Source organism: Sphingomonas sp. JC676 (genome assembly GCF_014489075.1).
Taxonomy (GTDB): Bacteria; Pseudomonadota; Alphaproteobacteria; order Sphingomonadales; family Sphingomonadaceae; genus Sphingomonas.
This window is the reverse complement of the sequence record NZ_JACTGR010000001.1, coordinates 1059164-1085112: the sequence shown is the minus strand read 5'-3', so window position 1 is coordinate 1085112 and position 25949 is coordinate 1059164. Positions and strand designations below refer to the sequence as shown.

The window sequence follows — 25949 nt, the reverse complement described above, 5'->3', positions numbered from 1 at the left end:
CCATGGCATCGCTCGATAAGCCTCCTGTCGGTACCTCGACGGTGAAATGGCGTTTTCCCGACATCCACCCCGAAGGGCGCAAATATGTGCTGATCGCCGGCGCGATCGCGCTGGCCAGCCTGTTCATTTGGGATTTCATCACCTGGCCGCTGGTGTTCCTGACGATCTGCGTCGCGGCGTTCTTCCGCGATCCGGTGCGCGTCACGCCGCAGGGCGAGGGACTCATCGTCGCGCCTGCCGACGGCCTCGTCACGATGATCGAGCGTGTGCCGCTGCCGCCCGAGCTCACGGGGTCTCAGGCTCTGGGCGATCAGCCGATGATCCGCGTCTCGATCTTCATGAGCGTGTTCGACGTGCATGTGAACCGAACGCCGATCACCGGCACGGTGCGCCACGTCATCTATATTTCCGGCAAGTTCATGAACGCCGATTTCGACAAGGCGAGCGAGGAGAATGAGCGCCAGCACATTCTGGTCGAGGACCGTAATGGCCTGCGCGTCGGCTTCACCCAGATCGCCGGACTCGTCGCGCGGCGCATCGTCAGCTTCGTCAAGCCCGGCGACATGATCGTCGCGGGGCAGCGCGTCGGCCTGATCCGCTTCGGCAGCCGGCTCGATGTGTTCCTGCCCGAAACCTATGGCTGCCAGGTCGCGCTCGGTCAGCGCGCGGTGGCGGGCGAGACCGTGCTGGCGCGCAAGGGCGCACCGAACGTCGCTGGCGTCGCCCAATGAGCCTTCGGAACCCATGAGCATCCGGCCGCGCCGCGAGCGGGGCATACCGCTGCGCGCGGTCGTGCCCAACACGGTGACCGCGCTGGCGCTCTGTTCGGGCCTCACCGCGATTCGCTTCGCGATCCTCGAGAATTGGGAAGCGGCAGTGCTGATGGTGCTCGCCGCAGCGGTGCTCGACGGCATCGACGGCCGAATCGCCCGGCTGGTCCGCGCCGAAAGCCGCTTCGGCGCCGAGCTCGACAGCCTGTCCGATGCGATCTCGTTCGGCGTCGCGCCGGCGCTGATCCTCTATCTCTGGTCGCTCGAGACTCTCGGCCGCTTCGGCTGGCTGGTCGCATTGATCTATGCGCTGTTCTGCGCGCTCCGCCTCGCGCGCTTCAACGCGCAAATCGACCGCGAGCACCAGCCGCACAAATCGGCCGGCTTCCTGACGGGTGTCCCGGCGCCCGCCGGCGCGGCACTGGCGCTGGCGCCGCTCTATCTGTGGCTTTCCACCGAAGAACCGATTCTGCACCTACCGGTCATCGTGGCGATCTGGACGACGTTCATTGCGATACTGATGATCTCCAGCATCGCTACGTTCACGCCCGCGATCCGTCTGCGCAGGAATGTGCGCTTCGAAGCAATTGCCGTGCTGGTGGTGTTCGTCGCTGCCTTGGTCTCGGCGCCCTGGCCGACGCTGGCGGTGATGGCTGCGCTCTATCTCTTCTCGATACCGTTCAGCGTCCGCAGCTATCGCCGGATCAGGCAGCAGCGCGCAGCGGCAGCCGGTTCGGCAGGCGCGCCGGAACCGCGCGCACCGTGACACGACTCAGTCGTGGCGGCAGCACCGGCAGGGCGGAGGCAGGACGCAGCAGCGCGGCGAAGCGCGGCAATTGCGGACGGACGCTCGCCACCAGGGTCCAGATTGCGGCCAGGAACGCGGCGCCGAACAGCATCACAGCAAATGCACTCATCACTCTGGCTCCCAAACCGCGCCGGAACTGGCAAGAATTCAATGATTCCAACCCGCTAGCGCTGCGGAACGTTCCGTGTCCGCTTTATGCACCCTTTATGTTCCGCTAACGTTCCATCGTCAAGCGGGTTTGTTCACTTTTGTTCACTTGCATCGCGTGCCGCTTTCGATTAAGCGCGCCGCCTCAACCCACATGGGAAGCATCATAACCCGGTGCCGGACACGCTGTTCGGTTCCCGCTTCCCAGAGGATCAACCGGAAGGAGTTATCCCTATGGCGGCACCTGTCGTCTCCATGCAGCAATTGCTCGAATCGGGCGCGCACTTCGGTCACCAGACTCACCGCTGGAACCCGAAGATGAAGCCCTACATCTTCGGCGATCGCAACGGCGTTCACATCATCGACCTTTCGCAGACCGTGCCGCTCTTCGCGCGCGCGCTCGAATTCGTCTCGTCGACCGTCGCTTCGGGCGGCAAGGTCCTGTTCGTCGGCACCAAGCGCCAGGCGCAGGAGCCGATCGCCGACGCCGCACGCCGTTCGAACCAGCATTTCGTCAACCATCGCTGGCTGGGCGGCATGCTCACCAACTGGAAGACCATCTCGGGCTCGATCAAGCGCCTCAAGGCTCTGGAAGAGCAGCTTTCGGGCGACACGCACGGCCTCACCAAGAAGGAAGTGCTCCAGCTTACCCGCGAGAAGGACAAGCTCGAGCTTTCGCTCGGCGGCATCCGCGACATGGGCGGCATCCCGGACATCATGTTCGTGATCGACGCCAACAAGGAAGAGCTGGCGATCAAGGAAGCGAACACGCTCGGCATCCCCGTCGTCGCGATCCTCGATTCGAACGTCAGCCCGGACGGCATCGCCTTCCCGGTTCCGGCGAACGACGACGCCAGCCGCGCGATCCGCCTCTACTGCGAGGCGGTGGCGATCGCAGCGACCCGTGGCGGCCAGGACGCGATGCAGCGCAGCGGCATCGATTTCGGCGCCTCCGAGCGCCCGCCGGTCGAGGAAGCGCTGACCGTCGAGGCATCGCCTTCGGTTGCCGAAGACACGACACCTGCCGATATCTCGATCTCGGCGGAGGAGTTCGCCGCTCCCGCAGCGGAGCCCGAGGCCCCCGCAGCGGAGCCCGAAGCTCCCGCCGCTTCGCATGAGGCGGAAGCCGCTGCCGAGGCAGAGCGCCAGCTCGACGCGTAAAGCGCCGTCACGAACACGTAATCGGGGCGGGGCAGGGCGATACGCACTGCTCCGCCCGACTTTTGATTTGAGGAATAGAATATGGCCGAGATCACTGCCGCTTCTGTCAAGGAACTGCGCGAGCGCTCGGGCGCCGGCATGATGGATTGCAAGAAGGCGCTGACCGAGAACAACGGCGACATGGAAGCCGCCGCCGACTGGCTGCGTGCCAAGGGCCTCGCCGCCGCCGCCAAGAAGTCGAGCCGCACCGCGGCCGAGGGTCTGGTCGGCGTTGCCGTCGCCGGTACCAAGGGCGTTGCCGTCGAAGTCAATTCGCAGACCGACTTCGTCGCCAAGAACGATATCTTCCAGAACTTCGTGCGTGATGTCACCGCGATGGCTCTCGAGATCGGCGACGATATCGACGCGCTCAAGGCCGCTCCGCTGCCGACCGGCACCGTCGAGCAGGTGCTGACCGCGAACATCGCTACGATCGGCGAGAACCAGGTTCTTCGCCGCGCCAAGCGGGTCGAAGTGTCGCAGGGCGCGGTGATCCCGTACGTCCACAATGCGGCGGCCCAGGGCCTAGGCAAGATCGGCGTGCTCGTCGCGCTCGAATCGGATGCCGGCGTCGATGTGCTCGAGCCCCTCGGCAAGCAGCTGGCGATGCACATCGCCGCGGCCTTCCCGCTGGCGCTGGACGATACCGGCCTCGACCAGGACGTGCTGGAGCGCGAGCGTCAGATCGCGACCGAAAAGGCGGCCGAGAGCGGCAAGCCGGCCGACATCATCGCCAAGATGGTCGAAGGCGCGGTCAAGAAGTTCGCCAAGGAGAACGCGCTCCTCAGCCAGCTCTTCGTGATGGACGGCAAGACCCCGATCGCGGACGTCGTCGCCAAGGTGGCGAAGGATGCCGGCACCTCCATCGTGCTGAAGGACTATGTCCGCTTCCAGCTCGGCGAAGGCATCGAGAAGGAAGAGAGCGACTTCGCCGCCGAAGTGGCCGCGACCGCCGGTCTCACCAAGTAAGGTCTTCCCGGACCGATAGGGCGGGCGCGATCACCTCGGTGGCCGCGCCCGCTGTCGTTTCCACGCGCCGGAGCGTTTCCCTGGCGGGAACGGGTGCGCCTTCTGCACAGCTTCTCCGCTTGTTCGCGCGTCGCACCGCCTCTAAGGTCCGCGCCGCTCCGCTATCCGCTGCAAACCCAAGGTTCCGATGACTTCTCCCCGCTTCAATCGCATCCTTCTCAAGCTCTCGGGCGAAGTCCTGATGGGGCAGGGGCAGTTCGGCATCGATCCGGCCACCTGCGACCGCGTCGCGGCTGAGGTGAAGGACGCCAAGGAGAGCGGTCTCGAGATCTGCATGGTCGTTGGCGGCGGCAACATCTTCCGCGGCCTTGCCGGCGCGGCGCAGGGCTTTGACCGCGCCAGCGCCGATTATATGGGCATGCTCGCCACCGTGATGAACGCGCTGGCGATGCAGAATGCGATGGAAAAGATCGGCGTGCAGACGCGTGTCCAGTCGGCGATCCCCATGGCGTCGGTCTGCGAGCCCTATATCCGCCGCCGCGCCGAGCGGCACATGGAGAAGGGCCGCGTCGTGATCTTCGCCGCGGGCACCGGCCTCCCGTTCTTCACCACCGACACCACCGCCGCGCTGCGCGCCGCCGAGATGAATTGCGACGCCCTGTTCAAGGGCACCAGCGTCGACGGCGTGTACGACGCCGATCCGAAGGTGGTGCCGACCGCGAAGCGTTACGAAACGCTGAGTTACAACCGCGTCCTCGCAGATAATCTCAAGGTGATGGACGCTTCCGCCGTGGCCCTGTGCCGCGACAACAATATCCCGATCGTCGTCTTCAACATTCGCGGCGAAGGCAATCTCGCCGCCGTTCTCAGGGGCGAAGGCACCTCGACGATAGTCCAGAACGAACAGCAATACGCATAAGAGGAGCCGGCAATGGCCGCATATGACAAGGCAGACCTCGAGCGCCGCATGGCCGGCGCGGTCGAGGCGCTCAAGCACGATCTGCAGGGCCTGCGTACGGGCCGCGCATCGGTGACGCTGCTCGATCCGGTGACGGTCGAGGTGTATGGCGCGCAGATGCCGCTCAACACCATCGCCACCGTCTCGGCGCCCGAGCCGCGCATGCTGTCGGTGCAGGTATGGGACAAGACTAATGTCGGCCCGGCCGACAAGGCGATCCGGTCGGCCGGCCTCGGCCTCAATCCGATCGTCGACGGCCAGACGCTTCGCCTGCCGATCCCCGACCTCACCGAGGAGCGCCGAAAGGAGCTCGCCAAGCTCGCCGGCCAGTATGCCGAAAAGGCCCGTATCGCCGTCCGCAACGTCCGCCGCGACGGCAACGACAATCTCAAGGCCGACGAGAAGAAGGGCGTCTTCTCTGAGGACGAGCGCAAGCGCCACGAGACCGAGGTGCAGAAGCTGACCGACGCGACGATCGCCGAGCTCGACGCCGCCGCTTCGGCCAAGGAAAAGGAAATCCTGGGCAAGTGAAGCCGCTTGCCGCGCCCCGGGGAAAGTCCGGCGGGCCGCAGGCACCGCCGCCGCGCCATGTCGCCATCATCATGGACGGCAATGGTCGCTGGGCAAAGGCGCGCTTCCTGCCCCGCATTGCCGGCCACAAGCAAGGCGTCGAGGCCGTGCGCCGGGTCAGCCGCGCGGCGCGCAAGCTCGGCATCGAGGTCCTGACGCTCTACGCTTTCTCGTCGGAGAATTGGCGCCGCCCCGAAGAAGAGGTGCGCGACCTGATGGGGCTGCTGCGCCACTTCCTGGGAAGCGAGCTCGACGAGCTGGTTTCCGAGGGCGTGAAGCTGCGCGTGATCGGCGATTGGCGCCGCCTCTCGCCCGATCTGGTGGCGATGATCGACGGCGCGATCGCCCGCACCGTGAACAATCCCGGCCCGACCTTGGTGATCGCGCTCAACTATGGCGCCCAGGCGGAGATACTGGCCGCGGCGCGCACCCTCGCCGAACAGGCGCGCGACGGCACGCTCGATCCGGCCGCGATCGATGAGGCCCGGTTCGAGGCGACGCTGGAGACGGCCGATCTGCCACCGCTCGACCTGCTGATCCGCACTTCGGGGGAGCAGCGCCTGTCGAATTTCCTGCTCTGGCAGGCGGCCTATGCCGAGTTGCTGTTCGTCGATACGCTCTGGCCCGATTTCGACGAGGAAACGTTGGAGCAGGCGATCGACCAGTTCGGCCGCCGCCAGCGTCGTTTCGGAGGCTTGTGAGCAAGAATTCCGATCTCGGCACACGCCTTGTGGTTGCCATCGTACTCATCGGCCTCGCTTTCGTCGCTTTATGGGCCGGTGGCCTCGGCTTCTGGCTGGTGCTCAGCGTCGCGGGCATATTGATGATCGGCGAATGGGCGATGCTGATGGGCGCCGACGAACGCCATAAGCGGCTTGCCCAATATGCCCTGTCGGTGCCGCTCGCGATCATGGCGCCCGGCCTCGCCGCCGGCCCCGGCTTCCTGGCGCTGGGCCTGATCGTCGGTGCCGCCTTCTTCCTTGCCGCCGTGACGCGAAACCCCCGCCTTGCCGGTGGTGCGCTCTATGTCGGGCTGCCGGTGTTGGCGTTGCTGGTGCTGCGCGAACAGCCCCAGGGCCTGTTGCTCACCTTCTGGGCGATGGCGTTGGTGTGGGCCTGCGACAGCGGCGCCTTTTTCGCCGGCCGCGCGATCGGTGGGCCCAAGCTCGCGCCGGCGATCAGCCCCAACAAGACTTGGGCGGGATTCCTCGGCGGGCTGCTTGCCGCTGCCGTGTTCGCCTATATCCTGGTCGCGCTGTGCGGCCTGCCGATCCTGCTCGCGGTGGCCACGCCCGGCCTCGCCATACTCGCGCAGCTCGGCGATCTCTACGAGAGCAATCTCAAGCGCCGCGCCGGCGTGAAGGATTCGGGCAATCTGCTGCCCGGGCATGGCGGCGTCATGGATCGGCTCGACGGGCTGGTCGCGGTCGCGCCTATCGCTGCGCTGCTGGTGCTGGCGCTGCCGCGATGAAGACCGTCACCATATTGGGCGCCACCGGTTCGGTGGGCGGCTCGACGCTCGACCTGATCGAGCGTGAGCCTGAGCGCTTCGAAGTGCTGGCGCTCACCGCCAATTGCGACGTTGCCAAGCTCGCCGCCGCAGCGATCCGTACCAATGCCCGGCGCGCCGTCGTCGCCGATGTCGGCTGCCTCGCCGACCTCCGCGACGCGCTGGCGGGAAGCGGCATCGAGGCGAGGGGAGGGGCCCAGGAAATCTGCGAAGCCGCCCGGATGGGGGCCGACTGGACGATGGCCGCGATCGTCGGGCTCGCCGGTCTCGCGCCCGTCATGGCCGCGCTCGAAGGTGGCGGCACTGTGGTGCTCGCCAACAAGGAGCCGCTCGTCTCCGCCGGCGAGATCGTCCTCGCCGCCGCTGCGCAGCATGGCGCGACGCTGCTGCCCGCCGATTCCGAGCATAACGCGATCTACCAATGCTTCGATTTCGCCCGGCCCGAGCGTGTCCGGCGGATCATCCTCACCGCCAGCGGCGGGCCGTTTTGGGACCGGGACCTTGCCGCGATGCGCGGCGTCACGCCCGAACAGGCGGTGGCGCATCCCAATTGGACGATGGGCGCCAAGATCTCGGTCGATTCGGCGACGATGATGAACAAGGGGCTCGAGCTGATCGAGGCCGCCCGGCTGTTCCCAGTGGCGCACGCCGCGCTCGAGATCATTGTTCATCGTCAGTCGGTGATCCATTCGATGGTCGAATATGTCGATGGATCGATCCTCGCCCAGCTCGGTCCGTCGGACATGCGTGTCCCGATTGCGCACACTTTGGCCTGGCCGGACCGGATGGAAACGCCGATGCCGCCGCTCGATTTCGCCGCTTTGGGCCGGCTCGATTTCGCCGAACCCGATCCCGTTCGCTTCCCCGCGCTGCGCCTGGCGCGCGAGGCGCTGGACGCGGGCGGGGCGCGTCCAGCCATTCTCAATGCCGCCAACGAGGTCGCGGTCGCGGCGTTCCTTTCCGGCCGCCTCAACTTTCTTGAAATTGCCGCAATCTCTGCCGATACGCTCGAACGCTATGACCCGGCCGCCCCGGACTCGCTTGATGCCGTGCTGGCCATCGATGCGGAAGCACGGCGTTATGCGGTCGAGCGTGTGAAGGATTGCGTCGTTTGATCGAAACCCCCGGCATCCTGCTCACCATACTGGCGTTCGCGCTGGTGATCGGGCCGCTCGTTTTCCTCCATGAGCTCGGTCATTATCTCGCTGGACGCTGGTTCGGCGTGAAGGCCGAGGAATTCTCGATCGGCTTCGGCCGCGAAGTGGCGGGCTTCACCGATCGCCGCGGCACGCGCTGGAAGTTCGGCTGGCTGCCGCTGGGCGGCTATGTCCGCTTCGCCGGCGACATGAATCCGGCCAGCCAGCCTTCGCCCGAATGGCTTTCGCTCCCGGCGCATGAGCGCGCCAAGACCTTCCAGTCGAAGCCGCTTTGGCAGCGCGCGATCATCGTCGCCGCGGGCCCGATCTCGAACTTCCTCGTCGCCATCGTGATCCTTGCGGGCTTCGCGCTCGCTTATGGGCAAAACACCACGTCCGCGGTGGTCGGCAGCGTGCAGCCTGGCAGCGCCGCGGCTGCGGCCGGTCTCCAGCCCGGCGACAGGATCACCGCGCTCGGCGGTCGCGTGATCGGTGATTTCAACGATCTCAGGACCTTCACCGTGATGCGCGCGGGCGCTCCGGTGCAGGTGGATTTCGAGCGCGGCGGTCGCACCATGCATGCCGATACCGTGATCGGCACGCTGGCGGAGAAGGATCGCTTCGGAAACGTGTCGCGCCACGGCGTGCTCGGCATCGGGCCGGGGCCGCAGGTGTTCACCCCGGTAAGCTGGTGGGAAGCGCCCTTGGTCGGCGCGCGACGGACCTGGGAGATCGTCGAGACGACGGTCGACGGGCTCGGCCAGATCATCATGGGCCGCATCGCAGTCAGCGAGCTTGGCGGCCCCTTGAAGATAGCGCAGATTTCAGGTGAGAGCCTGGCGATGGGGCCGATCTATCTGGTCAACCTGATTGCGCTGGTCTCCATTAATCTCGGATTCATCAACCTGTTGCCAGTCCCGGTGCTGGATGGCGGTCATCTGCTGTTCTACGCAGTCGAGGCTATCCGGCGTCGTCCGGTCGAGCCGCGGGTAATGGAATGGGCGTTCCGCGGCGGCTTATTGGCGATTCTGGCGCTGATGCTGTTCGTGACGCTCAACGATCTCGGCGCGTTTGGCGTGTGGAGAAATCTGGCCGGGTTGATCGGCTGATGACGTTCGGGCAGGGCGATGCGCGCCGAGTAGCCGAACGGCTTAATTTGGATTCCGACTGGGGTGGGATGGTGACTGCGATCAAGGCAACGAAATTCGGCGTGCGCGCTTCGGCGACGCTTCTCGCGGGCACGGTCCTTTCGGGGATCGCGAGCGCGCAGACTGCGCCCGCACCCCAGACGGCTCCCCCGACCGCGCCCACCGCTCAGGCCACGCCTGCTCCCGCTGCTCCCGCACCCGTCACGGCGCCGCAGCAGGTCCGCACGATTCGCTCGCTGCGCGTTGAGGGTTCGCAACGCATCGAGCCGGAGACGGTGTTGTCCTACACCCGCCTGCGCGCCGGTGACACCTACACCAACGAGACCGTCGACCAGGCGATCAAGGACCTGCTCGCGTCCGATCTGCTTGCTGACGTCGCCATCGAGGGTGTCTCGACCGGTGATCTGGTGATCCGCATCCGCGAGAATCCGGTGATCAACCGCGTCGTCTTCGAAGGCAATAAGCGGCTGAAGCAGGACAAGATCGACAAGGAGATCAAGCTCAAGCCGCGCCAGATCTTCACGCGCACCGCGGTTCGCGCCGATATCGCGCGCATCGTCGAGCTCTATCGTCGCCAGGGTCGCTTCGCCGCTTCGGTCGAGCCGAAGATGGTCAGCTTGGACCAGAACCGCGTCGACGTGATCTTCGAGATCCACGAGGGCGCCAAGTCCAAGGTCCGCCAGATCAACATTATCGGCAACGAGGTGTTCTCCGACGGCAAGCTGCGCGGCGAGATGGCGACCAAGACATCCAGCCTGATGCACATCATGAGCTCGAACACGAGCTATGATCAGGATCGCCTGGCCTATGACCAACAGAAGCTGCGCCAGTTCTACCTGACCAACGGCTACGCCGATTTCCGCGTGATTTCCGCGGTCGCCGAGCTGACACCGGACAAGAAGGACTTCATCATCACCTATGTGGTGGAGGAGGGTCCTCGCTATAAATTCGGCGACGTCACCGTCGACAGCGCTATCCGAGACTTCGACGACAAGAAGCTGGCAGAGCATCTCTCGATCAAGAAGGGCGACTGGTACAACGCCAAGGCCGTCGAGGACACGGTCGAGCAGTTGAGCGAGACCGCCGGCCTGTTCGGCTACGCCTTTGCCGATGTCCGCCCCGAGTTCCAGCGTGACAAGGACACGCTGACCATGTCGATGAACTTCCGCATCGGCGAGGCGAACCGTACCTATATCGAGCGGATCGACATCACCGGCAACCGCCAGACCCAGGACAAGGTCATCCGCCGCGAAATGCGTGTGGCCGAGGGCGACGCGTTCAACACCTTCCTGGTCAAGCGTTCGCAGGACCGCATCAATTCGCTCGGCTATTTCCAGGACAAGTTCGAGATTGAGCGCAAGGACGGCTCCGCGCCGGACCGCATCGTGCTGGCCGCGAACGTCGAGGAGAAACCGAACGGCGAGCTGACGCTGTCTGCGGGCTTCTCGAGCCTCGAGCGCTTCATCCTCCAGGCATCGATCCGCCAGCGCAACTTCCGCGGCAAGGGCCAGACGGTCAGCGCCTCGGTCGATTATTCGAGCTATTCGAAATCGGTCGAGCTGGGCTTCACCGAGCCCTATCTGTTCGACCAGAATATCGCGCTCGGCGGCACGATCTTCCGCCGCGACTATAACGCGTTCAATTTTAACGGTCTCGGCGATCGCAACACGACCTACAGCCAGGTGTCGACCGGCTTCCAGCTCGTCGCTGGCGTGCCGCTCACCGAATATTGGACGCTGTCGGGCCGCTATACGCTGTCGAAAGACGATGTGACGCTCGACAGGAGCAGCTTCTACACAGATAGCAATGGCGACGGGGTGCGCGGCAACAGCCCTGGCGACACCTGCGATGCTACCCAGGCCGGCCGTTATTATTGCGAAGCGCTGGGCAATCGCCTGACTTCGCTTGTCGGCCTGTCGCTGATCTATGACAGCCTCAACAGCCGACTGCGCCCGACGCGTGGCACACGTCTGTCGGTCGGCGGCGATTTCGCCGGCCTGGGCGGCGACGTCCGCTATCTGCGCGGCCGCGTCGACGCCGACAAATATTGGAGCGTCGGCGGCGGCTTCATCTTCTCGCTCTCGGCCGAGGGCGGCTATATCCACAGCCTCGAAAAGGCCAGCGGCCCGGGGGTCGATCCGGTGCGCATCACCGATCGCTTCTATCTGGGCGAACCGCAGTTCCGCGGCTTCGACATCCGCGGCGTCGGCCCGCGGGTCCAGCGCATCGCCTATACCGGCGATCCGCTCGCCGGCACCCAGCTGCTGATCACCGACAAGGATCAGATCATTGACGACCCGCTCGGCGGCACGGCCTATTACCTGAGCAAGGCCGAACTGGAGATCCCGCTGGGCGCGGGCGCGGCCGAAATGGGCCTGCGTCCCTCGGTCTTCGTCCAGATGGGTGGCCTGTTCGGCATCAAGCGGCCGGGCAAGACGATCGACTTCAAACAGGCCACGGACAGCCAGGGCAAGCCGCTGTTCAACCAGGATGGCTCGCCGACATTGTTACAGCAGGACAATTTCCTGAAGGACGCCGCCGGCAATCAGCTTTATAGTGGCATCGATCCGACAACCGGTCTCGCGGCCGCCACGCCCTGCAAGGTCGGCTTCGGCGCGACGCCTTCCACGTGCGTGGGCACTTCGATCAATTCCCCGGTCAACAACTTCATCCCGCCCTTCTTCGAGCGCTTCCTGGGCGATTCCGCCCGGCCGCGTCTGTCGATCGGCTTCGGCGTGAACTGGAATTCGCCCTTCGGGCCGCTGCGCATCGACGTTGCCAAGGCGCTGCTCCACGAAAAGGGCGACGATACCAAGCTTGTCACATTCAACGTAGGGACTCAGTTCTAATGACTACCAAGATGCGTATTCTCGCGGCGCTGCTCGCCGCTCCCGCGGCGCTCGCCATCGCTGCTCCCGCCCATGCCCAGGTTTCGGGCATCGCCACCGCCAATCTGTCCGCCGTCGTCTACAAGTCCAAGGCGTTCACCGGCGCGCGCCAGCAGATCTCGACGACCTACAAGGCGTCGTTCGATCAGCGCGAGGCGCGCATCGCGGCGCTGCAGAAAGAGCTCGAGCCGATGCAGGCCCAGCTCCTGGCGCAGTTCGACACCAACAAGGACGGAAAGCTGAACCAGGCCGAGCAGGCCGCGCTGCAGGCTTCGAAGAGCCCGACGCTCGACAAGTTCAAGGCCGCGCAGGATGCCGCCGAGGCCGATGTCGCCAGGCTGACCAATCCCGCGGCGCGCGCGCAGCTGTTCGCGATCGAAGGGATTCTGCGCCAGTATGATGCCGCGCAGCTTCGCGTCGTCACCGCGAAGAAGGTCAACGTCGTGCTCTCGCCCGAGGTGTTTCTCTACGCTCCCGATTCGGCGGACATCACCGACGCGATCGTTGCCGACCTCGACAAGAACGCGCCGACGGTTTCGATTCAGCCGCCCGCCGACTGGCAGCCCTCGCGCGAGACGGTGAACCTGCAGCAGCAGCTCGCCCAGATCGATCAGATGCTCGCCTATCAGGCTGCCGCCCAGCGTGCGCAGCAGGGTCAGGCCGGCGCGGCCCCAGCCGCAGCCGGCACCCGTCCGGCCGCTCCGGCGCCGACGGCACCCAAGCCCGGCGCGAAGCCCGCCGAGCCGCGGTGAGCGAGGAAGCCAGCGGCACGAACATCGGCCCGCTCGATATCGGGCGGGTCCTGGCCGCGCTGCCGCATCGCTATCCGATGCTGCTGGTCGACCGTGTCGAGGAGCTGATCCTCGACAAGTCGATCGTCGCGATCAAGGCGGTGACGATCAACGAGCAATTCTTCCAGGGGCACTTTCCCGGGCGTCCGATCATGCCCGGGGTGCTCCAGGTCGAGGCGCTGGCCCAGGCGGCCGGCGTGCTCGCAGTCGAGAGCCTCGGCCTCGCCGGCTCGGGCAAGCTTGTCTATTTCATGTCGATCGACGGCGTGAAGTTCCGCAAGCCCGTCGAGCCGGGCGTATTGCTGAAGCTCGAGGTCGAGTTCATCCAGAAGCGCTCGCGCGTCTGCAAGTTCGCCGGCAAGGCAACGCTCAACGGCGAAATCGCCACCGAGTGTGAATTCACCGCGATGATCGCGGATCCGCCCACGGCGTGAGCGAATGGACACGCTGACCTGGTTCGGTCTGTTCGCGGTAACGTCCATGCTGGTCACTTACGCGCTGGAGAGCCGTTCGCACTGGTGGATCCTCGCCTTTGCCGGCGCATGTCTGCTCGGATCGGCTTATGGCTTCCTCCAGGGCGCGTGGCCGTTCGGCGTGGTGGAGGCGATCTGGGCGCTTGTCGCGCTGCGTCGCTGGTGGCGGGTCCGCACCTAGTTGCGCCTGGGGCGCGTCTCTGCTAGGCGCGCCCGTCCGCTGCTGGTCGGTAACCAGTGGCATCTCCAAGGAATTCGACGTGAAGAAGAACACTCACCCCGATTACCACATGATCAAGGTGCAGATGACCGACGGCTCGACCTACGAGACGCGCTCCACCTGGGGCAAGGAAGGCGATCTGATGCAGCTCGAGATCGATCCGCTGGCGCACCCCGCCTGGATCGGCGGCCGCGGCCAGATGCTCGACCAGGGTGGCCAGGTCGCGCGCTTCAACAAGCGTTTTGGCGGCCTCTCGCTCGGCAAGAAGTAATCCTGTGAGGGGGCGGGGGCGGCCTGCAGGGCCGTCTCCGCGCCTCCGTATTTCCCGCTCCGGCGTTTAACTCGCCATTAGTCACAGGATGTTAGCCTTTCTCCAACACTTACAGGAGAAGGCACGATGTTCGCAGCGGAGTTCGAAACGGTAGACGGCCATGGCCGCCGCCGCCGCGAACCGCGCGCATCCACCATGCTCGAAGCGGAACTCGCCATCGCCGGCGCCGGCCGCGCGGTTTGTCGTGTCCTCGACTATTCGACTAGCGGCGCCCGCCTCCAGACCTATTCGGAACTCGAGCGCGGCGCGCTGATCTGGCTTGCGTTGCCGGGTATCGGTCGCTGCGCCGCCACCGTCGTCTGGGTACGTAATTACGAGGCCGGCGTCGAGTTCCGGAAACAGCTTAGCGCCAAGGCCATGCAGACACTCACGGCACAATGAGTGTGCGCCGCGCCAGGCCGACATCATTCACGTTGCGCCACGGGGCGTAATACGGCATGATCATTGCTTCACTGGTTGGGGAACGGTGATGTTGAAAACGATATTTATCTGCGCGGTCGCCTGCAGTTCGTCCATTCCCGCCTTCGCGGGTGAGCGGAGCGTCGCTCCTCCCGGCCTCAGAGCCATTCCGCATCGAACCATCCCCGTGCGCGCCATTCCGGTCCGTCCGATTCCGCTACGGACCCTTCCGGCCGCCGAAAGCACCTCAGCGTCGGCAAATGTCCATAAGGTCAGCACCTTCGATCTGCCGCGGCGCGATCGCGCCGCCCCCGCGGTATATGATCTCGGCGCGCCAGCGGCAGCCCGGCATTTGACGGCGACCGATTATGCGCGGCCGGAAACCACCGCTGTTTCGCCCTTCGCCCTGACCGAGCCGCGGCCGCAGCCGGCATGGCGGCTTACCGACAAATTCCCGGAAGTCACCGCCCGTGCCGGCGCGCGTTACGCCGTCGGCGATACGCTGGCTGATCACCGCAGGGTAGGGCCGCCGCGCTCGGCGCTGGATACGATGCTCGTCTTCCGCATCGACGGCAGCAACGACAGCCCCCCGCTCAGCGTGGGCGGCGGAGTCGCGGGCGCGATGTGGAAGGCCGGGGTCACCCGCTAGGACCAACCGGCGCACCGTACGCCGGGCCTCTATATCCGCGTCTCGAACCTGTCTTGGTGGGCATGCCGGCGGGCGCTGCGGCAGTTTGGGGTGACAACCTGGCCGAGACCAGTTTCGCTGGCGGCCGGCAGAACGATCGGCACCGCGTTCTAGCTATCACCGCGCAGGTCGAGACCTCCCTCTGCGACCTCCTGCGGAAAACACGACCCGCCTTGGCCGGGTCCTTGTCCGCGCAGTGCGCCTCCACCATTCGCCGCGTGTCTTGCGGGGATGGGTGACATCGGGGGAGCGCGCGAAGCGCGGGCACGGCTGGGGTCGGCCTGGTATCGGCGGTAACGTCCATATCCGACGGGATTTAATGAATTTTCCCTATCGTTCGACCGAGGCTCCCCGCATCGATGATACGAAGTATCGAGCGAAATGCACAGAGTACCGGTACGACGTCCTAACCCTTAATCGCAATTGCTTGGCCATAGAAGATGGTTAACCTTTGTGACGGTCGGGCGCACCATAACTACGACAAATATTGACATGGCATACAGGCTCAACGCCGTTTGCCATCGATTATGGGAGCACCTTTCAAATGAAGAACTATATCTTGGGGATGTCTTGTGCCTGTGCGCTGACCGCGGTCCTTCCGACCGCCGTCCAGGCCCAGGGTTTCATCAATGGCGGGTTCGAAGACGGTTCGGCCACCGGCTGGACTGAAACTGGGGGTTATCGCGCCGGCTACACCAACGCAGCATTGTCGCCGACACTCTTCACCCTGCCCGGAGGGCGCTCAGCCGTGATCTCGACAGCGTATGTCGATCCCAATGTCGGCTCGGTTATCGGAACGACCGTGTATAGTGGCCAACACTCCTATCGCGTCGAGGACACTACATTCGGCGGCTATGCGTCGGTGGTGTCTCAGCAAGTCAATAACTACACCGACGCCAATATCTTCTTCGCATGGAAAGCCGTGCTCGAGGGTGCACACGGTACCAACGATGCGGCGACGATGCTGATCACGCTCACCGATCTGACCACGGGCATCGAGTTGATCCATCGCCAGTACAATGCGGCCTCGGGTGGCAGCGGCGTCGATCCGCGCTTCACGCTATCGTCGAACAATTATTACTACACGCCGCTGTGGCAGATCGAGCAGCTGGCGATCGATGCTAGCCTTTCCGGTCACAACTTCCTGCTATCGGTGCTTGGTTCCGATTGTCAGCCGACCGGCCATGCTGGCTATGTCTATCTCGACGGCTTCGGTGCGGTCACGCCGCCAGGGGGCGTTCCCGAGCCTTCAGCATGGGCAATGCTGATCGGCGGCTTCGGCCTGGCCGGTGCCGCGATGCGCCGCCGCAGGACGGCTGTCAGCTTCGCCTGACCAGTTGGTCAGGGGTTCCTGGTAATTCCCCGGAAAGGCTCGGCGATAGCGCCGGGCCTTTCTGTTGTTCGGCCTATTTGTCCTCGACGATCATGCCTGGTCAGCGAAGGCGTCAGACGGGGGCGCTGGCAAGCGGCAAGGGACCGGTCAGTTTCAGTCTCGGTGATCATGGTCCCGGTCGTGGTGATGGCCATGTCCGTGATGGTCGCTCGCGTGCCCGGGCCGGCCGTTCTGATAGCAGCCGCTCAACACGGCGCCCGCAAGCGCCAGGGCAACTATCGTTTTCATGATACGCATATTGGTTCTCCTGCGGATCAAACGAACCGCGGTGCGGCGACGTTCCGGCGAGGGCCCGCCTCTATGTGACCTGGGGGCAATAGATCAGGCATCCGCGGCAGTGGGTCGACAGCGGATGCTCTTCCGGCTTCAGAGTTCCGGTGCCAAGCGGTTCACGCGGTCCGTATCCCTATGCTCTGGAACCTCACAACGCCGGCGCCATATTGCAGCGCGATAGGGCCGTCGGAATGCGCAGTGTCCCGGGCGGAATCGACCGTCTTCCGACCGTTCAACTCGACAGAGAAGACGTCGCCGCGCGGATGTTCATGACGTTCCACCGCCCCCGCTTTGGGCATCGGGAAGACCTTGGCCACATCGACGATGGCCCCGGTGCCGTAGTCGGGATCAGGCCCGGGTGTCGAAGATGTTGACCTCGTAGGCGGTCGTGGCCGTGATGCAGATCGCGCCGTCCCTCACCGTCCGGTTGGCGTCGCCAAACTGCGTCCAGCCGTCGAGATTTTTGCCATCGAACAGGGGCCTGAACCGACCTTGGCCGAAAGCCGGTGTCGCAAGCGAGACAGCTGCGAGGCCCAGTATGAAGGTGTGCTGAGAAGGCACGGCAGCGGACTCAGGTGTGAGCGGCAGCGGAGCCGCGACGCCGCAACCCTGCCAGCACGCGACGCGGATCCGGGGAACGGACCGCCGCGAAGGGGCCATCCCCGGCAACGGCCTGAACGGCGAGAAGCGCCAACCAAACGAGCGGCAGTTCGGCTCCAGCCTTGGTGAAGAAGAAGCCGTTGCGCAGCATCCAGAAGTGGGCCGCTCCCAACATCATCGGCATTGCATAAAGGGCGACGTACCTGGTCAGGACGCCCGGGATCAGGAGCAGGGCACCGGCAAGCTCCGCGGAAAGCACGTAAGCAGGCACGAAAGCCGGATATCCAGCCCTGCGCAGGTTTCCCCACCAGGCCTCCACCCCGCCCGCAAGGATCACGAACTTCCAATAAAGATGCGCGATAAAGAGCGATCCCAGCAACAGACGGATCAGCAGCACCGCTCTTTCGGGCGCCGGCACACTGCTCCCCCGTGCATTCATCTTCCGTCCCCCGCTCGCGCTCGCGCGCTGCCACCGGACTAACTCCACTCGGGGAATGTCCGCAATGGGCGCGAAGCCGCCATAAGCTATCGAACTCGCTCATACGGCTCTTCAGCCATCACGTTTGCCACACTGGCATAGCCGCCGCGGCTTTGAGTAGGAAATGGCGGAGAGGGTGGGATTCGAACCCACGGTGAGCTTGCACCCACGGCGGTTTTCAAGACCGCTGCCTTAAACCACTCGGCCACCTCTCCGCACGCCCCCGCTATCGCCTGCGCGCGGGCGGATCAACCGGGCGATCGGGAATTTGCAGCCTGGCTGCGACTGGGCGCGGCCTGAAAACGACTCGTCGAACCTCGCAAATGTTCGTCCAGTCCGGATGCACTCTCCGTGCGGTGCGTGGCCTCATTATACTTGATCTCGATCAATAGTTTCAGGCGGTTGCTTGCACCGGCTGTGGCAATTCCACGAAAAATGGCGCCCCAAAACACGTCCCAAAAAGGAACTACCGGAATTTATGACTAAAATTCGATTAATTTGCCGTTGTCGATCGGGCGGGGGAGGCGTATGTTTCCAATAGAAGTCAGAACACCCCCTAAAGGGTGGAACGAGGGGAAAATCGATGCGTAAGTTTTTCGCGATTGCGGGCGCCGCCATGGCGCTTGCCGTAAGTCCGGCCCATGCTCAGACCTATTTCGGCCCGGCTGACATGAACATCTCGTTCGGTCCCGGTGGCACGATCTCGGCCAACTTCGGCCAGTCGGGCATCGTGTCGGGCATGTTCTGGCACATCTATCAGTTCACGCTGCCGCAGAACGGCACCGCCAGCGGTTCGCTTACGACCAGCGCGGTTCGCTTCCACGGCATCGATGACCTCGACTTCACCACGGTCTATTTCAACGGCGTCCAGCTGACCGGCATCACCGGGGCGATGAACGAAGTCGTGTTCGCCAATTCGGTTCCGATCATCGGCGGCGCGCTGAATTCGATCGAGATCAAGGGCATCTCGCGCGGCAATGGTTCGTATGGCGGCCAGGGCGTGTTCGCCCCGGTTCCCGAGCCCGCCGCCTGGGCGATGCTGATCGGCGGCTTCGGCTTCGCCGGCATGGCGCTGCGTCGCCGTGCACAGGTCAAGGTGTCCTACTCGGCCGCCTGAGTCAGTACGCATCGAAAATCGACGCCGGTGCCCTTGGGGTGCCGGCGTTTTTTCTTGTCCGCCTGCCCAAGCTGTCGATCCGACGCAATTTCGTCGTGAAAGCCGGAGACGGGGCTTCATGCCGCGCCCCGGCTGTGCCACAAAATGCCGATGCGGGGTTTGCATTGGGTACTCAGTAACGTGGCGATGCTGGCAGGCGCGGTGATCGTGGCGGCGCCGGCAGGTGCCCCGGCGGTTGCGCAGGATGAAACCGGCTTCCAGGCTTATCTCGATACGCTCGGCCGCCAGGCGCTGGCGCAGGGCGTGACGCGTCGCACCGTCGACGCGGTGATCCCCACGCTCACCCTGAATCCCCGCGTGATCGAGCTCGACCGGCAGCAGCCCGAGACCCGGCCGAACGCGCCGATCCCGGCCTTCGAGCCCTATCGCCGCCAGCACCTGAGTGCCGCGCTCATCGCGCAGGGCCGCGCCGCCTATCAGCGCGAGCGTCCGAGTCTCGCCGCGATCGAGCGCGAGACCGGCGTGCCCGAATCGATCATGGTCGCGATCTGGGGCCACGAGACCAGCTACGGCAAGGTCATGGGAGGCTTCGACCTGCCCCGCGCGCTCGCCACGCTCGCTTATGAGGGGCGGCGGCGTGACCTGTTCTCGATGGAATTCATCGCCACGCTCAAGATGATCGACCGCGGCGTACCCCGCGAGCGGCTGGTCGGCAGCTGGGCAGGGGCGTTTGGCGGCCCGCAATTCCTCCCCTCGGTCTATCTCCGCCTCGCGCGCGACGGCGACGGCGACGGCAGGGTCGATATCTGGAACAGCGAGGCGGACACGCTCGCCTCGATCGCCAATTATTTCACCAATGCCGGCTGGCGCGCCGGCCAGCCCTGGGGCTTTGCGGTGAGCGTGCCCGCGGATCTCAACCGCGCCGCGATCGCCAGCCGCACGTCCAGTCCCAGATGCCCGCGCGTCCATGACCGGCACAGTCGCTGGAAGACGATGGCGGAGTGGCGCGCGCTCGGGATCGTGCCGCTCCGGCGCGCCTGGCCGGGCGACAATGTCCAGGCGACCTTGCTCGAGCCGGACGGACCCGGAAAGACCGCCTATCTGCTCACCGGCAACTACCGCGTGATCCTCGATTATAATTGCTCGAATTTTTACGCTTTGTCGGTAGGTCTGCTTGCCGATGAAGTCGAAAACTAGCCTAGCCGCTGCCAGCCTTCTCCTCCTCGCCGGATGCGGCGGGGGAGGACATGCCGATTACGGCCCCGAAACCGCCGCGTCGCAGGCCGCGCCCGATGCGCCGCCTCCCGGGCCCGGTGCCACCTATGACACGCCGCAGGATGCCCCGCCGATGGCCGGCGATCCCACGATCGGCGCCACCGGCCCGCGCGGTTCGTCCCAGCCCGCACCCGGCGAGCGCCGCTATGACGAGGTCGGCTATGCCGGGGTCCGCAGCGTCGCCGGCGGCGGCCCGCGCGACGATGCGGTGGCCGCGGTCCATCCGAGCCTGCCCGCAAATTCCTATGTCGAGGTCACCTCGCTCGACAATGGCCGCACGATCCTGGTCGTGATCACCGGCACCGGCAGCTCGGGCCATGCGATCGATCTCTCGCCCGGCGCCGCGCGCCAGCTCGGCTATGACAAGCCCGGCGCCATGCCCGTCCGCGTCCGCGCCGTCATGGCGTCACCGCAGGACCAAGTCGCGCTCCGCTCGGGCCGCGCCGCCGACGCGCGCGCCGACGCGCCGCCCGTGCTGCTCAATGCGCTGCGCAAGCGCCTAAGCGCGCCACCGGCCATTGATCAGGCGGAGGCAGGCCCTCCGCCCACAACGCGCCCACCCGTCACCCCACGCCGTCCGGCGCCGCCGCGCGCCGCACCGCCGGCCCGCCCGGCCGCCGCGGGCCGCTATTTTGTTCAGGTTGCCGCACTTTCTGCCGCCGGACGCGCACAAGCGCTTGCCCAATCCATGGGCGGGTTCGTAAAGGCAGGGGGCGGGCTTTACCGCGTCCAGCTCGGACCCTTCGCCACCGCCGGCGAAGCCCAGGCGGCGCGGGGCAGGGCCGCCCGGGCAGGATATGGGGATGCGCGCATATTCACGGTCCGGTGAGGGTACACACCGCGTCGGGACCTGGATCATGAAGAAGTTCGCTGCCGTTTCCTTGCTGGCGCTGGCCGTCGCCACGCCGCTCACCGCCGCGAACCCGACGTTCGATACGCCCGCGCCGATCGCCTACATGGAGGATCTCTCCTCGGGCGCGGTGCTGTACGAGAAGGACGCCGATCGCCGCATCCCGCCCGCCTCGATGGCGAAGATGATGACGGTCTACGTTGCCTTCGACCTGATCAAGAAGGGTGAGCTCAAGCTCGACAAGCAGATCGAGGTGATGCCCGAGACCTGGAAGAAGTGGCATTCGCAGGGTTCGACCATGTTCCTCGCCGTCGGCGAGAAGCCGACTGTCTCCGATCTCTTGAAGGGCATCGTCACGCTCTCCGGCAATGACGCCTGCGTCGTGCTGGCCGAGGGCATCGCTGGCAATGAGGAAGGCTTTGCCAACCTCATGAATGAGCAGGCCAAGAAGCTCGGCCTCACCAACAGCAATTTCGGCAATTCGAACGGCTGGCCCGACGAAGGGCGCACCTATGTCACCGCGCGTGACCTCGCCCATCTCGCCGCCGCGACGATCCGCAACTTCCCCGACCTGTACAAGCAGTACTACTCGCTGCCGAATTTCACCTGGGGCAAGACGCTGGGCGCGGGCGCCGACATCAGCCAGTCCAATCGCGATCCGCTGCTGGGCCATGTCCAGGGCGCCGATGGCCTCAAGACCGGCCATACCGACGAGGCCGGTTATGGCTTCACCGGCTCGGCCGAGCAGGGTGGTCGCCGCCTCGTCATGGTCGTCGCCGGGCTCGACACCTATAACGGCCGCGCTGCCGAAAGCATTCGCTTCATGAACTGGGGCTTCGGCGCCTGGAAGGCCCGGCCGATCGTCTCGAAGGGCCGCAAGGTCGGCGAGGTCGCGGTCCAGGGCGGCGATGCGAGCGAAGTCGGCGTCATCGCCCCGCGCGACCTCAGCGTCACCATCCCCGCGGGCACCACACCTGCGATGCAGGGCAAGATTGTCTATCAGGGCCCGGTCAAGGCGGGCTTCAAGGCGGGCGACCATATCGCCGACCTGGTGATCGAATCGCCCGGCATGCCCGCGCAGATGCTGCCTCTGGTCGCCGAGAAGGATGTCGGCCAGGCCGGTTTCTTCCGCCGCGCCTGGCTGGGCTTCTGGTCGCTGTTCGGGGCATAATCTCTTTTCCGCCTAGGTGGCGGAGCAGGGCGGGGGCGAAGCATTGGCGGATCTGATCGGCAACATCCCCGCCCGCGAGGCGCTTGCCGCCGCGATGGCAAGCGGTTCGCTGCACCATGCCTGGCTGATCGCCGGGCCCGAAGGCGTGGGGAAGGGCCGTTTCGCCCGCATGGCCGCGTTGCGTATGCTCGCCGAGGCCGCCGAACCGGAAAAGCTTCGCCCTGGCTGGGACACACCCGAGGCCAGCCGTACCTGGCATCTCGCTCAGGCCGGCTCGCACCCCGATTTCCGCGTGCTCCAGCGTCTCCCCAAGGATCCCGAAAAGCCCGACGAGGCACTCGCCCGCTCGATCACGATCGCGCAGGTCCGCAGCCTCCAGCCGCTCTTCGCCACCAAACCCTCCTTGTCCTCGCGCCGCGTTGTCATCATCGATGCGATCGACGATCTCGAGCGCGGCGGCGCCAATGCGTTGCTCAAGAATCTCGAGGAGCCGCCCGCCGGCACAATTTTCCTGCTGGTCAGCCACGCCCCCGGCCGGCTGCTTCCCACGATTCGCTCGCGCTGCCGCCTGCTACGCTTTGAGGCGCTGCCGCCGAACGAAGTCGCCTCCGTGCTGCGCGAGGAACTGCCTCAGGCCAGCGCGGCGGAGATTGACGCGCTGGTGCGGGCGGGAGAGGGCTCGCCCGGCCGCGCCTTGGGCTTTGCCGGCCTCGACATCGCCGCGCTCGAAGTCGACATGGCCCGGCTGGCGAATGGCGGTGACCCCGACAATGCGATCCGCAGTCGCCTCGCCAAGCTGCTCGGCGCCAAGGCCGCCCAGCCGCGCTACGAGGCGTTCCTCGAGCGCGCGCCCACCTTCATCGCCGAACGCGCACGCAATCTGAGCGGCGAGGCGCTCCGCACCGCGCTCGACGCCTACACCGCCGCCCGCGAGCTCGGCAGCGCCGCGATCGGCCTGTCGCTGGACGCGGGGGCGACGGTCTTCGAGATGAGCGGCCTGATCGCGCGACTGGCGCGGTAGGGTTGACCGCGCCTTAGCGTTTTGCCGCGCAAATATGCCTCCCCCGTTCGGAAGAAGCGCAAATGCACGTCGCCAGTATTGCCGGAGCCACTGCTATCCGGTCCGCCGGCAATGTCTCGGACTTCTTTTCCGCACTCGACGCCTTCAGGAAGATCGCCGACGAAACGCCGGCGGAGCGTGCGCGCGATCAGGTGCTGGAGAAGCACGGCGTCGGCGAGGCGGGGTATGAGAAGCTCCCGCCAATGAAGCGCGAGGCGATCGATCGCGAGGTCGTCGAAGCGGTGAGGCGCGCCCTTGCGGCGGATGCGGAGTCCAGGAAGCCCCGGCGCTCGCTAACGGCCCAACTCTTCGATTGAGCTGCGGTTGCCGTCCCCAGCGCCGCGCCCTAAAGCCGCCGCATGGCCGAACCCTATTACATCACCACCGCGATCCACTATCCCAATGGCCGCCCGCATATCGGCCATGCCTATGAGATGATCGCCGCCGACGCGATCGCGCGCTTCCAGCGCCAGCAGGGCCGCGACGTCTTCTTCCAGACCGGCACCGACGAGCATGGCCTCAAGATGGTCCAGACCGCGCGCGCGCGCGACATGACCGCGTCTGAACTCGCAGACGAAATGTCGTCCTATTTCAGCGAAATGGCCGAAGAACTCCATATTTCGTGCGATCGCTTTATCCGTACCTCCGAACCCGAGCATTATGCCGCCAGCCAGGCGATTTGGCAGGCGATAGCCGATGCCGGCGACCTGTATCTTGATCGCTACGAGGGCTGGTATTCGGTGCGCGACGAGGCGTTCTATGAAGAGAAGGAACTTACCGACGGGGAAGGGGGCATCAAGCTCTCGCCCCAGGGCACGCCGGTCGAATGGACCGCCGAGGAAACCTGGTTCTTCAAGCTCTCCAAATACCAGCAGCCGCTGCTCGATCTCTACGCCGAGCAGCCTGATTTCATCCGCCCGGAATCGCGCCGCAACGAAGTGATGCGCTTCGTCGAGGGCGGGCTGGTCGATCTGTCGGTGTCGCGCACCAGCTTCGATTGGGGCGTGCCGGTGCCGGGCTCGCCGGGGCACGTCATGTATGTCTGGGTCGATGCGCTGACCAACTACATCACCGGCGCCGGCTATCCGAACGATCCCGAACGCTTCGCGCGCTACTGGCCCGCCGATCTCCACCTGATCGGCAAGGATATTGTCCGCTTCCACGCGGTCTATTGGCCTGCCTTCTTGATGTCCGCGAAGATCGCGCTGCCTAAGCAAGTGTTCGGCCACGGCTTCCTGCTCAATCGCGGGGAGAAGATGTCCAAGTCGGTCGGCAACGTCGTCGATCCGATGGCGCTGGCCAAGCTCTACGGCGTCGATGCGCTGCGCTATTTCCTGCTGCGTGACGTCAGTTTCGGCAATGACGGTACCTTCAGCGACGAGGCGATCGTCACCCGCGCCAATGCCGATCTCTCGAACAGCTTTGGCAATCTCGCCCAGCGCACGCTCGCCTTCATCGCGAAGAATCTCGATGGTGTGGTCGAAGCGGGAAGGGCGGACGCGGCCGACGATGTTCTGCTCGCCGAAGTTGACACCGCGTGCGAGGGTTTCGCCACTTCATTCGGCGACCTGGCGCTCAGCCAGGGCCTGGAGAGCTGGATGGCCGGCGTCTTCGCCTGCAACCAGTATATCGACGTCCAGGCGCCCTGGGCGCTCCGCAAGACCGATCCCGAGCGGATGCACGCCGTGCTCGGCACCTTGCTCAAGGCGATCCGCCAACTCGCGGTCACGATCCAGCCGGTTGTGCCAAGTTCGGCGGTAAAATTGCTCGAGCAGCTCGGCCCGGAAGGCGCCGCGGACTTCCGCATCGCCCCGCCGACCCCCATCTTTCCTCGACTGGAGTTGAAGGAAGAAGCGTGAGGGAAGCAGCGTGAGACTGGCCGACAGCCATTGCCATCTGATCTACAAGGGCCTGGGCGAGCAGCAGCCCGAGGTGCTTGCCCGCGCGCGCGACGCCGGCGTGGTGGCGATGCTCAACATCTCGACCCGCGAAAGCGAATGGGGTGACGTCATTCAGGTCGCCGAGCGCGAGAGCGACGTCTGGGCCAGCGTCGGCATCCATCCGCACGAGGCCGACACCCACGAACATGTCGACACCGCCAAGCTGGTCGATCGCGCCCGCCATCCGCGCGTCGTCGGCATCGGTGAGAGCGGGCTCGACTTTTACTATGATCATTCGGACCGCGACCGCCAGCGCGCCAGCTTCCGCGCGCATCTGGCGGCCTCGCGCGAGACCCAGCTGCCGATCATCGTCCATACCCGCGATGCCGAGGCCGACACCGCCGAGATCCTGCGCGACGAGATGGGGAAGGGCGCCTTTCCCGGCGTGATCCACTGCTTCACCGCCAGCGACGAATTCGCCGATATCGCGCTCGATCTTGGCTTCTACATCTCGATCTCGGGCATCGTGACCTTCAAGAATGCCCTGGCGCTCCAGGGGACTGCAGCCCGACTCCCGCTCGATCGCCTGCTGATCGAGACCGATGCCCCCTTCCTCGCCCCGGTCCCGCATCGCGGGAAGACGGGCGAGCCAGCCTTCGTCGCCGATACCTGTCGCTTCCTCGCCGGCCTGCGCGGGCAGGATCCGGACGAGTTGGCGGAAGCGACCAGGCAGAATTTCCACACGCTCTTTTCGAAGACAGTTGCGTGAAGCTTTCCACCCGTCGCCCCACCGCCGATCGTCACCCCGGCAAAAGCCGGGGCCCAGGGTCACAGGCGACACCGTTT

General features: G+C 65.4%; 30 protein-coding genes and 1 tRNA gene. 26 read left to right on the top strand and 5 right to left on the bottom strand.

Annotation, left to right across the window (positions count from 1 at the left end; translation table 11 throughout):
* Nucleotides 1–2 precede the first annotated feature (2 nt).
* Together IAG41_RS05150 and pssA are read left to right on the top strand one after the other, a co-directional pair.
* Nucleotides 3–731, top strand: a complete 729-nt coding sequence (locus tag IAG41_RS05150; protein WP_187727889.1) for a phosphatidylserine decarboxylase — start codon at nucleotides 3–5, stop codon at nucleotides 729–731.
* 13 nt (nucleotides 732–744) lie between these two features.
* Entirely contained in the window at nucleotides 745–1536 is a 792-nt protein-coding gene (gene pssA / locus IAG41_RS05145) for a CDP-diacylglycerol--serine O-phosphatidyltransferase (RefSeq protein WP_187727457.1), read from the top strand.
* On the opposite strand, the gene IAG41_RS05140 is transcribed toward pssA, so the two are convergent.
* Nucleotides 1475–1687: a hypothetical protein gene (locus IAG41_RS05140; RefSeq protein WP_187727456.1), complete on the bottom strand. Its 213-nt coding sequence runs from the start codon at nucleotides 1685–1687 to the stop codon at nucleotides 1475–1477. The genes pssA and IAG41_RS05140 overlap by 62 nt on opposite strands.
* Before the next feature lie 272 nt (nucleotides 1688–1959).
* Here IAG41_RS05140 and rpsB point away from each other — a divergent pair, with 272 nt between their 5' ends.
* The 16 genes from rpsB (at nucleotide 1960) to IAG41_RS23110 (ending at nucleotide 16339) form a co-directional block, all read left to right on the top strand.
* Entirely contained in the window at nucleotides 1960–2886 is a 927-nt protein-coding gene (gene rpsB / locus IAG41_RS05135) for a 30S ribosomal protein S2 (RefSeq protein WP_187727455.1), read from the top strand.
* Between the two features lie 81 nt (nucleotides 2887–2967).
* Entirely contained in the window at nucleotides 2968–3894 is a 927-nt protein-coding gene (gene tsf / locus IAG41_RS05130) for a translation elongation factor Ts (RefSeq protein WP_187727454.1), read from the top strand.
* Nucleotides 3895–4081: 187 nt separating this feature from the next.
* A complete protein-coding gene (gene pyrH, locus IAG41_RS05125; protein WP_187727453.1) occupies nucleotides 4082–4813 on the top strand; it encodes a UMP kinase in 732 nt (243 codons plus the stop codon).
* A gap of 12 nt (nucleotides 4814–4825) precedes the next feature.
* On the top strand, nucleotides 4826–5383 hold the full coding sequence (gene frr, locus IAG41_RS05120) for a ribosome recycling factor (protein WP_187727452.1): 558 nt from the start codon (nucleotides 4826–4828) through the stop codon (nucleotides 5381–5383).
* Nucleotides 5380–6123: an isoprenyl transferase gene (locus IAG41_RS05115; RefSeq protein ID WP_410468063.1), complete on the top strand. Its 744-nt coding sequence runs from the start codon at nucleotides 5380–5382 to the stop codon at nucleotides 6121–6123. The genes frr and IAG41_RS05115 overlap by 4 nt, the downstream gene beginning before the upstream one ends.
* Nucleotides 6120–6893, top strand: coding sequence for a phosphatidate cytidylyltransferase (locus tag IAG41_RS05110; RefSeq protein WP_187727451.1), 774 nt, complete (start codon nucleotides 6120–6122; stop codon nucleotides 6891–6893). Before IAG41_RS05115 ends, IAG41_RS05110 begins: the two co-directional genes overlap by 4 nt.
* A complete protein-coding gene (gene dxr / locus IAG41_RS05105; protein WP_187727450.1) occupies nucleotides 6890–8047 on the top strand; it encodes a 1-deoxy-D-xylulose-5-phosphate reductoisomerase in 1158 nt (385 codons plus the stop codon). The genes IAG41_RS05110 and dxr overlap by 4 nt, the downstream gene beginning before the upstream one ends.
* Nucleotides 8044–9177, top strand: a complete 1134-nt coding sequence (locus IAG41_RS05100) for a M50 family metallopeptidase (RefSeq protein WP_187727449.1) — start codon at nucleotides 8044–8046, stop codon at nucleotides 9175–9177. Before dxr ends, IAG41_RS05100 begins: the two co-directional genes overlap by 4 nt.
* Nucleotides 9178–9245: 68 nt before the next feature.
* Nucleotides 9246–12065: an outer membrane protein assembly factor BamA gene (gene bamA / locus IAG41_RS05095; protein WP_187727887.1), complete on the top strand. Its 2820-nt coding sequence runs from the start codon at nucleotides 9246–9248 to the stop codon at nucleotides 12063–12065.
* Nucleotides 12065–12856: an OmpH family outer membrane protein gene (locus tag IAG41_RS05090; RefSeq protein ID WP_187727448.1), complete on the top strand. Its 792-nt coding sequence runs from the start codon at nucleotides 12065–12067 to the stop codon at nucleotides 12854–12856. Before bamA ends, IAG41_RS05090 begins: the two co-directional genes overlap by 1 nt.
* Nucleotides 12853–13329: a 3-hydroxyacyl-ACP dehydratase FabZ gene (fabZ, locus tag IAG41_RS05085; protein WP_316251080.1), complete on the top strand. Its 477-nt coding sequence runs from the start codon at nucleotides 12853–12855 to the stop codon at nucleotides 13327–13329. The genes IAG41_RS05090 and fabZ overlap by 4 nt, the downstream gene beginning before the upstream one ends.
* A gap of 4 nt (nucleotides 13330–13333) precedes the next feature.
* Nucleotides 13334–13549: a hypothetical protein gene (locus IAG41_RS05080; protein ID WP_187727447.1), complete on the top strand. Its 216-nt coding sequence runs from the start codon at nucleotides 13334–13336 to the stop codon at nucleotides 13547–13549.
* Nucleotides 13550–13628: 79 nt separating this feature from the next.
* Nucleotides 13629–13859 (top strand): 50S ribosomal protein L31, encoded by a 231-nt coding sequence (gene rpmE / locus IAG41_RS05075; RefSeq protein WP_187727446.1) that lies wholly within the window; start codon nucleotides 13629–13631, stop codon nucleotides 13857–13859.
* 126 nt (nucleotides 13860–13985) lie between these two features.
* Nucleotides 13986–14300, top strand: coding sequence for a PilZ domain-containing protein (locus tag IAG41_RS05070; RefSeq protein WP_187727445.1), 315 nt, complete (start codon nucleotides 13986–13988; stop codon nucleotides 14298–14300).
* Nucleotides 14301–14388: 88 nt separating this feature from the next.
* Nucleotides 14389–14967, top strand: coding sequence for a hypothetical protein (locus IAG41_RS05065; protein WP_187727444.1), 579 nt, complete (start codon nucleotides 14389–14391; stop codon nucleotides 14965–14967).
* Between the two features lie 583 nt (nucleotides 14968–15550).
* On the top strand, nucleotides 15551–16339 hold the full coding sequence (locus IAG41_RS23110; protein ID WP_262408451.1) for a PEPxxWA-CTERM sorting domain-containing protein: 789 nt from the start codon (nucleotides 15551–15553) through the stop codon (nucleotides 16337–16339).
* 153 nt (nucleotides 16340–16492) lie between these two features.
* On the opposite strand, the gene IAG41_RS05055 is transcribed toward IAG41_RS23110, so the two are convergent.
* The 4 genes from IAG41_RS05055 to IAG41_RS05040 form a co-directional block, all read right to left on the bottom strand.
* Entirely contained in the window at nucleotides 16493–16636 is a 144-nt protein-coding gene (locus IAG41_RS05055) for a hypothetical protein (RefSeq protein WP_187727443.1), read from the bottom strand.
* 384 nt (nucleotides 16637–17020) lie between these two features.
* Entirely contained in the window at nucleotides 17021–17233 is a 213-nt protein-coding gene (locus tag IAG41_RS05050) for a hypothetical protein (RefSeq protein WP_187727442.1), read from the bottom strand.
* Between the two features lie 10 nt (nucleotides 17234–17243).
* Complete coding sequence (locus IAG41_RS05045) at nucleotides 17244–17669, bottom strand: DoxX family protein (protein ID WP_222950470.1); 426 nt, start codon at nucleotides 17667–17669, stop codon at nucleotides 17244–17246.
* 206 nt (nucleotides 17670–17875) lie between these two features.
* Nucleotides 17876–17965: transfer RNA gene (locus tag IAG41_RS05040), tRNA-Ser, on the bottom strand.
* Nucleotides 17966–18333: 368 nt separating this feature from the next.
* Between IAG41_RS05040 and IAG41_RS05035 the strand changes: the two genes are divergently transcribed.
* The 8 genes from IAG41_RS05035 to IAG41_RS05000 all read left to right on the top strand — a co-directional run bounded on the left by IAG41_RS05035 (nucleotide 18334) and on the right by IAG41_RS05000 (nucleotide 25872).
* Nucleotides 18334–18867: an FxDxF family PEP-CTERM protein gene (locus IAG41_RS05035; RefSeq protein WP_187727440.1), complete on the top strand. Its 534-nt coding sequence runs from the start codon at nucleotides 18334–18336 to the stop codon at nucleotides 18865–18867.
* Between the two features lie 186 nt (nucleotides 18868–19053).
* Nucleotides 19054–20064 (top strand): lytic transglycosylase domain-containing protein, encoded by a 1011-nt coding sequence (locus IAG41_RS05030; RefSeq protein ID WP_262408520.1) that lies wholly within the window; start codon nucleotides 19054–19056, stop codon nucleotides 20062–20064.
* The gene (locus IAG41_RS05025; RefSeq protein ID WP_262408450.1) at nucleotides 20048–20971 is read left to right on the top strand and encodes an SPOR domain-containing protein; all 924 of its coding nucleotides are present in this window, start codon (nucleotides 20048–20050) and stop codon (nucleotides 20969–20971) included. The genes IAG41_RS05030 and IAG41_RS05025 overlap by 17 nt, the downstream gene beginning before the upstream one ends.
* Nucleotides 20972–20999: 28 nt before the next feature.
* Nucleotides 21000–22163: a D-alanyl-D-alanine carboxypeptidase family protein gene (locus IAG41_RS05020; RefSeq protein WP_187727438.1), complete on the top strand. Its 1164-nt coding sequence runs from the start codon at nucleotides 21000–21002 to the stop codon at nucleotides 22161–22163.
* Between the two features lie 43 nt (nucleotides 22164–22206).
* Nucleotides 22207–23184 (top strand): DNA polymerase III subunit delta', encoded by a 978-nt coding sequence (locus IAG41_RS05015; RefSeq protein ID WP_187727437.1) that lies wholly within the window; start codon nucleotides 22207–22209, stop codon nucleotides 23182–23184.
* A gap of 62 nt (nucleotides 23185–23246) precedes the next feature.
* Entirely contained in the window at nucleotides 23247–23540 is a 294-nt protein-coding gene (locus IAG41_RS05010) for a hypothetical protein (protein ID WP_187727436.1), read from the top strand.
* A 42-nt stretch (nucleotides 23541–23582) separates the two neighbouring features.
* Complete coding sequence (gene metG, locus IAG41_RS05005) at nucleotides 23583–25082, top strand: methionine--tRNA ligase (RefSeq protein WP_187727435.1); 1500 nt, start codon at nucleotides 23583–23585, stop codon at nucleotides 25080–25082.
* Nucleotides 25083–25092: 10 nt separating this feature from the next.
* Nucleotides 25093–25872 (top strand): TatD family hydrolase, encoded by a 780-nt coding sequence (locus tag IAG41_RS05000; RefSeq protein WP_187727434.1) that lies wholly within the window; start codon nucleotides 25093–25095, stop codon nucleotides 25870–25872.
* Nucleotides 25873–25949 lie beyond the last annotated feature (77 nt).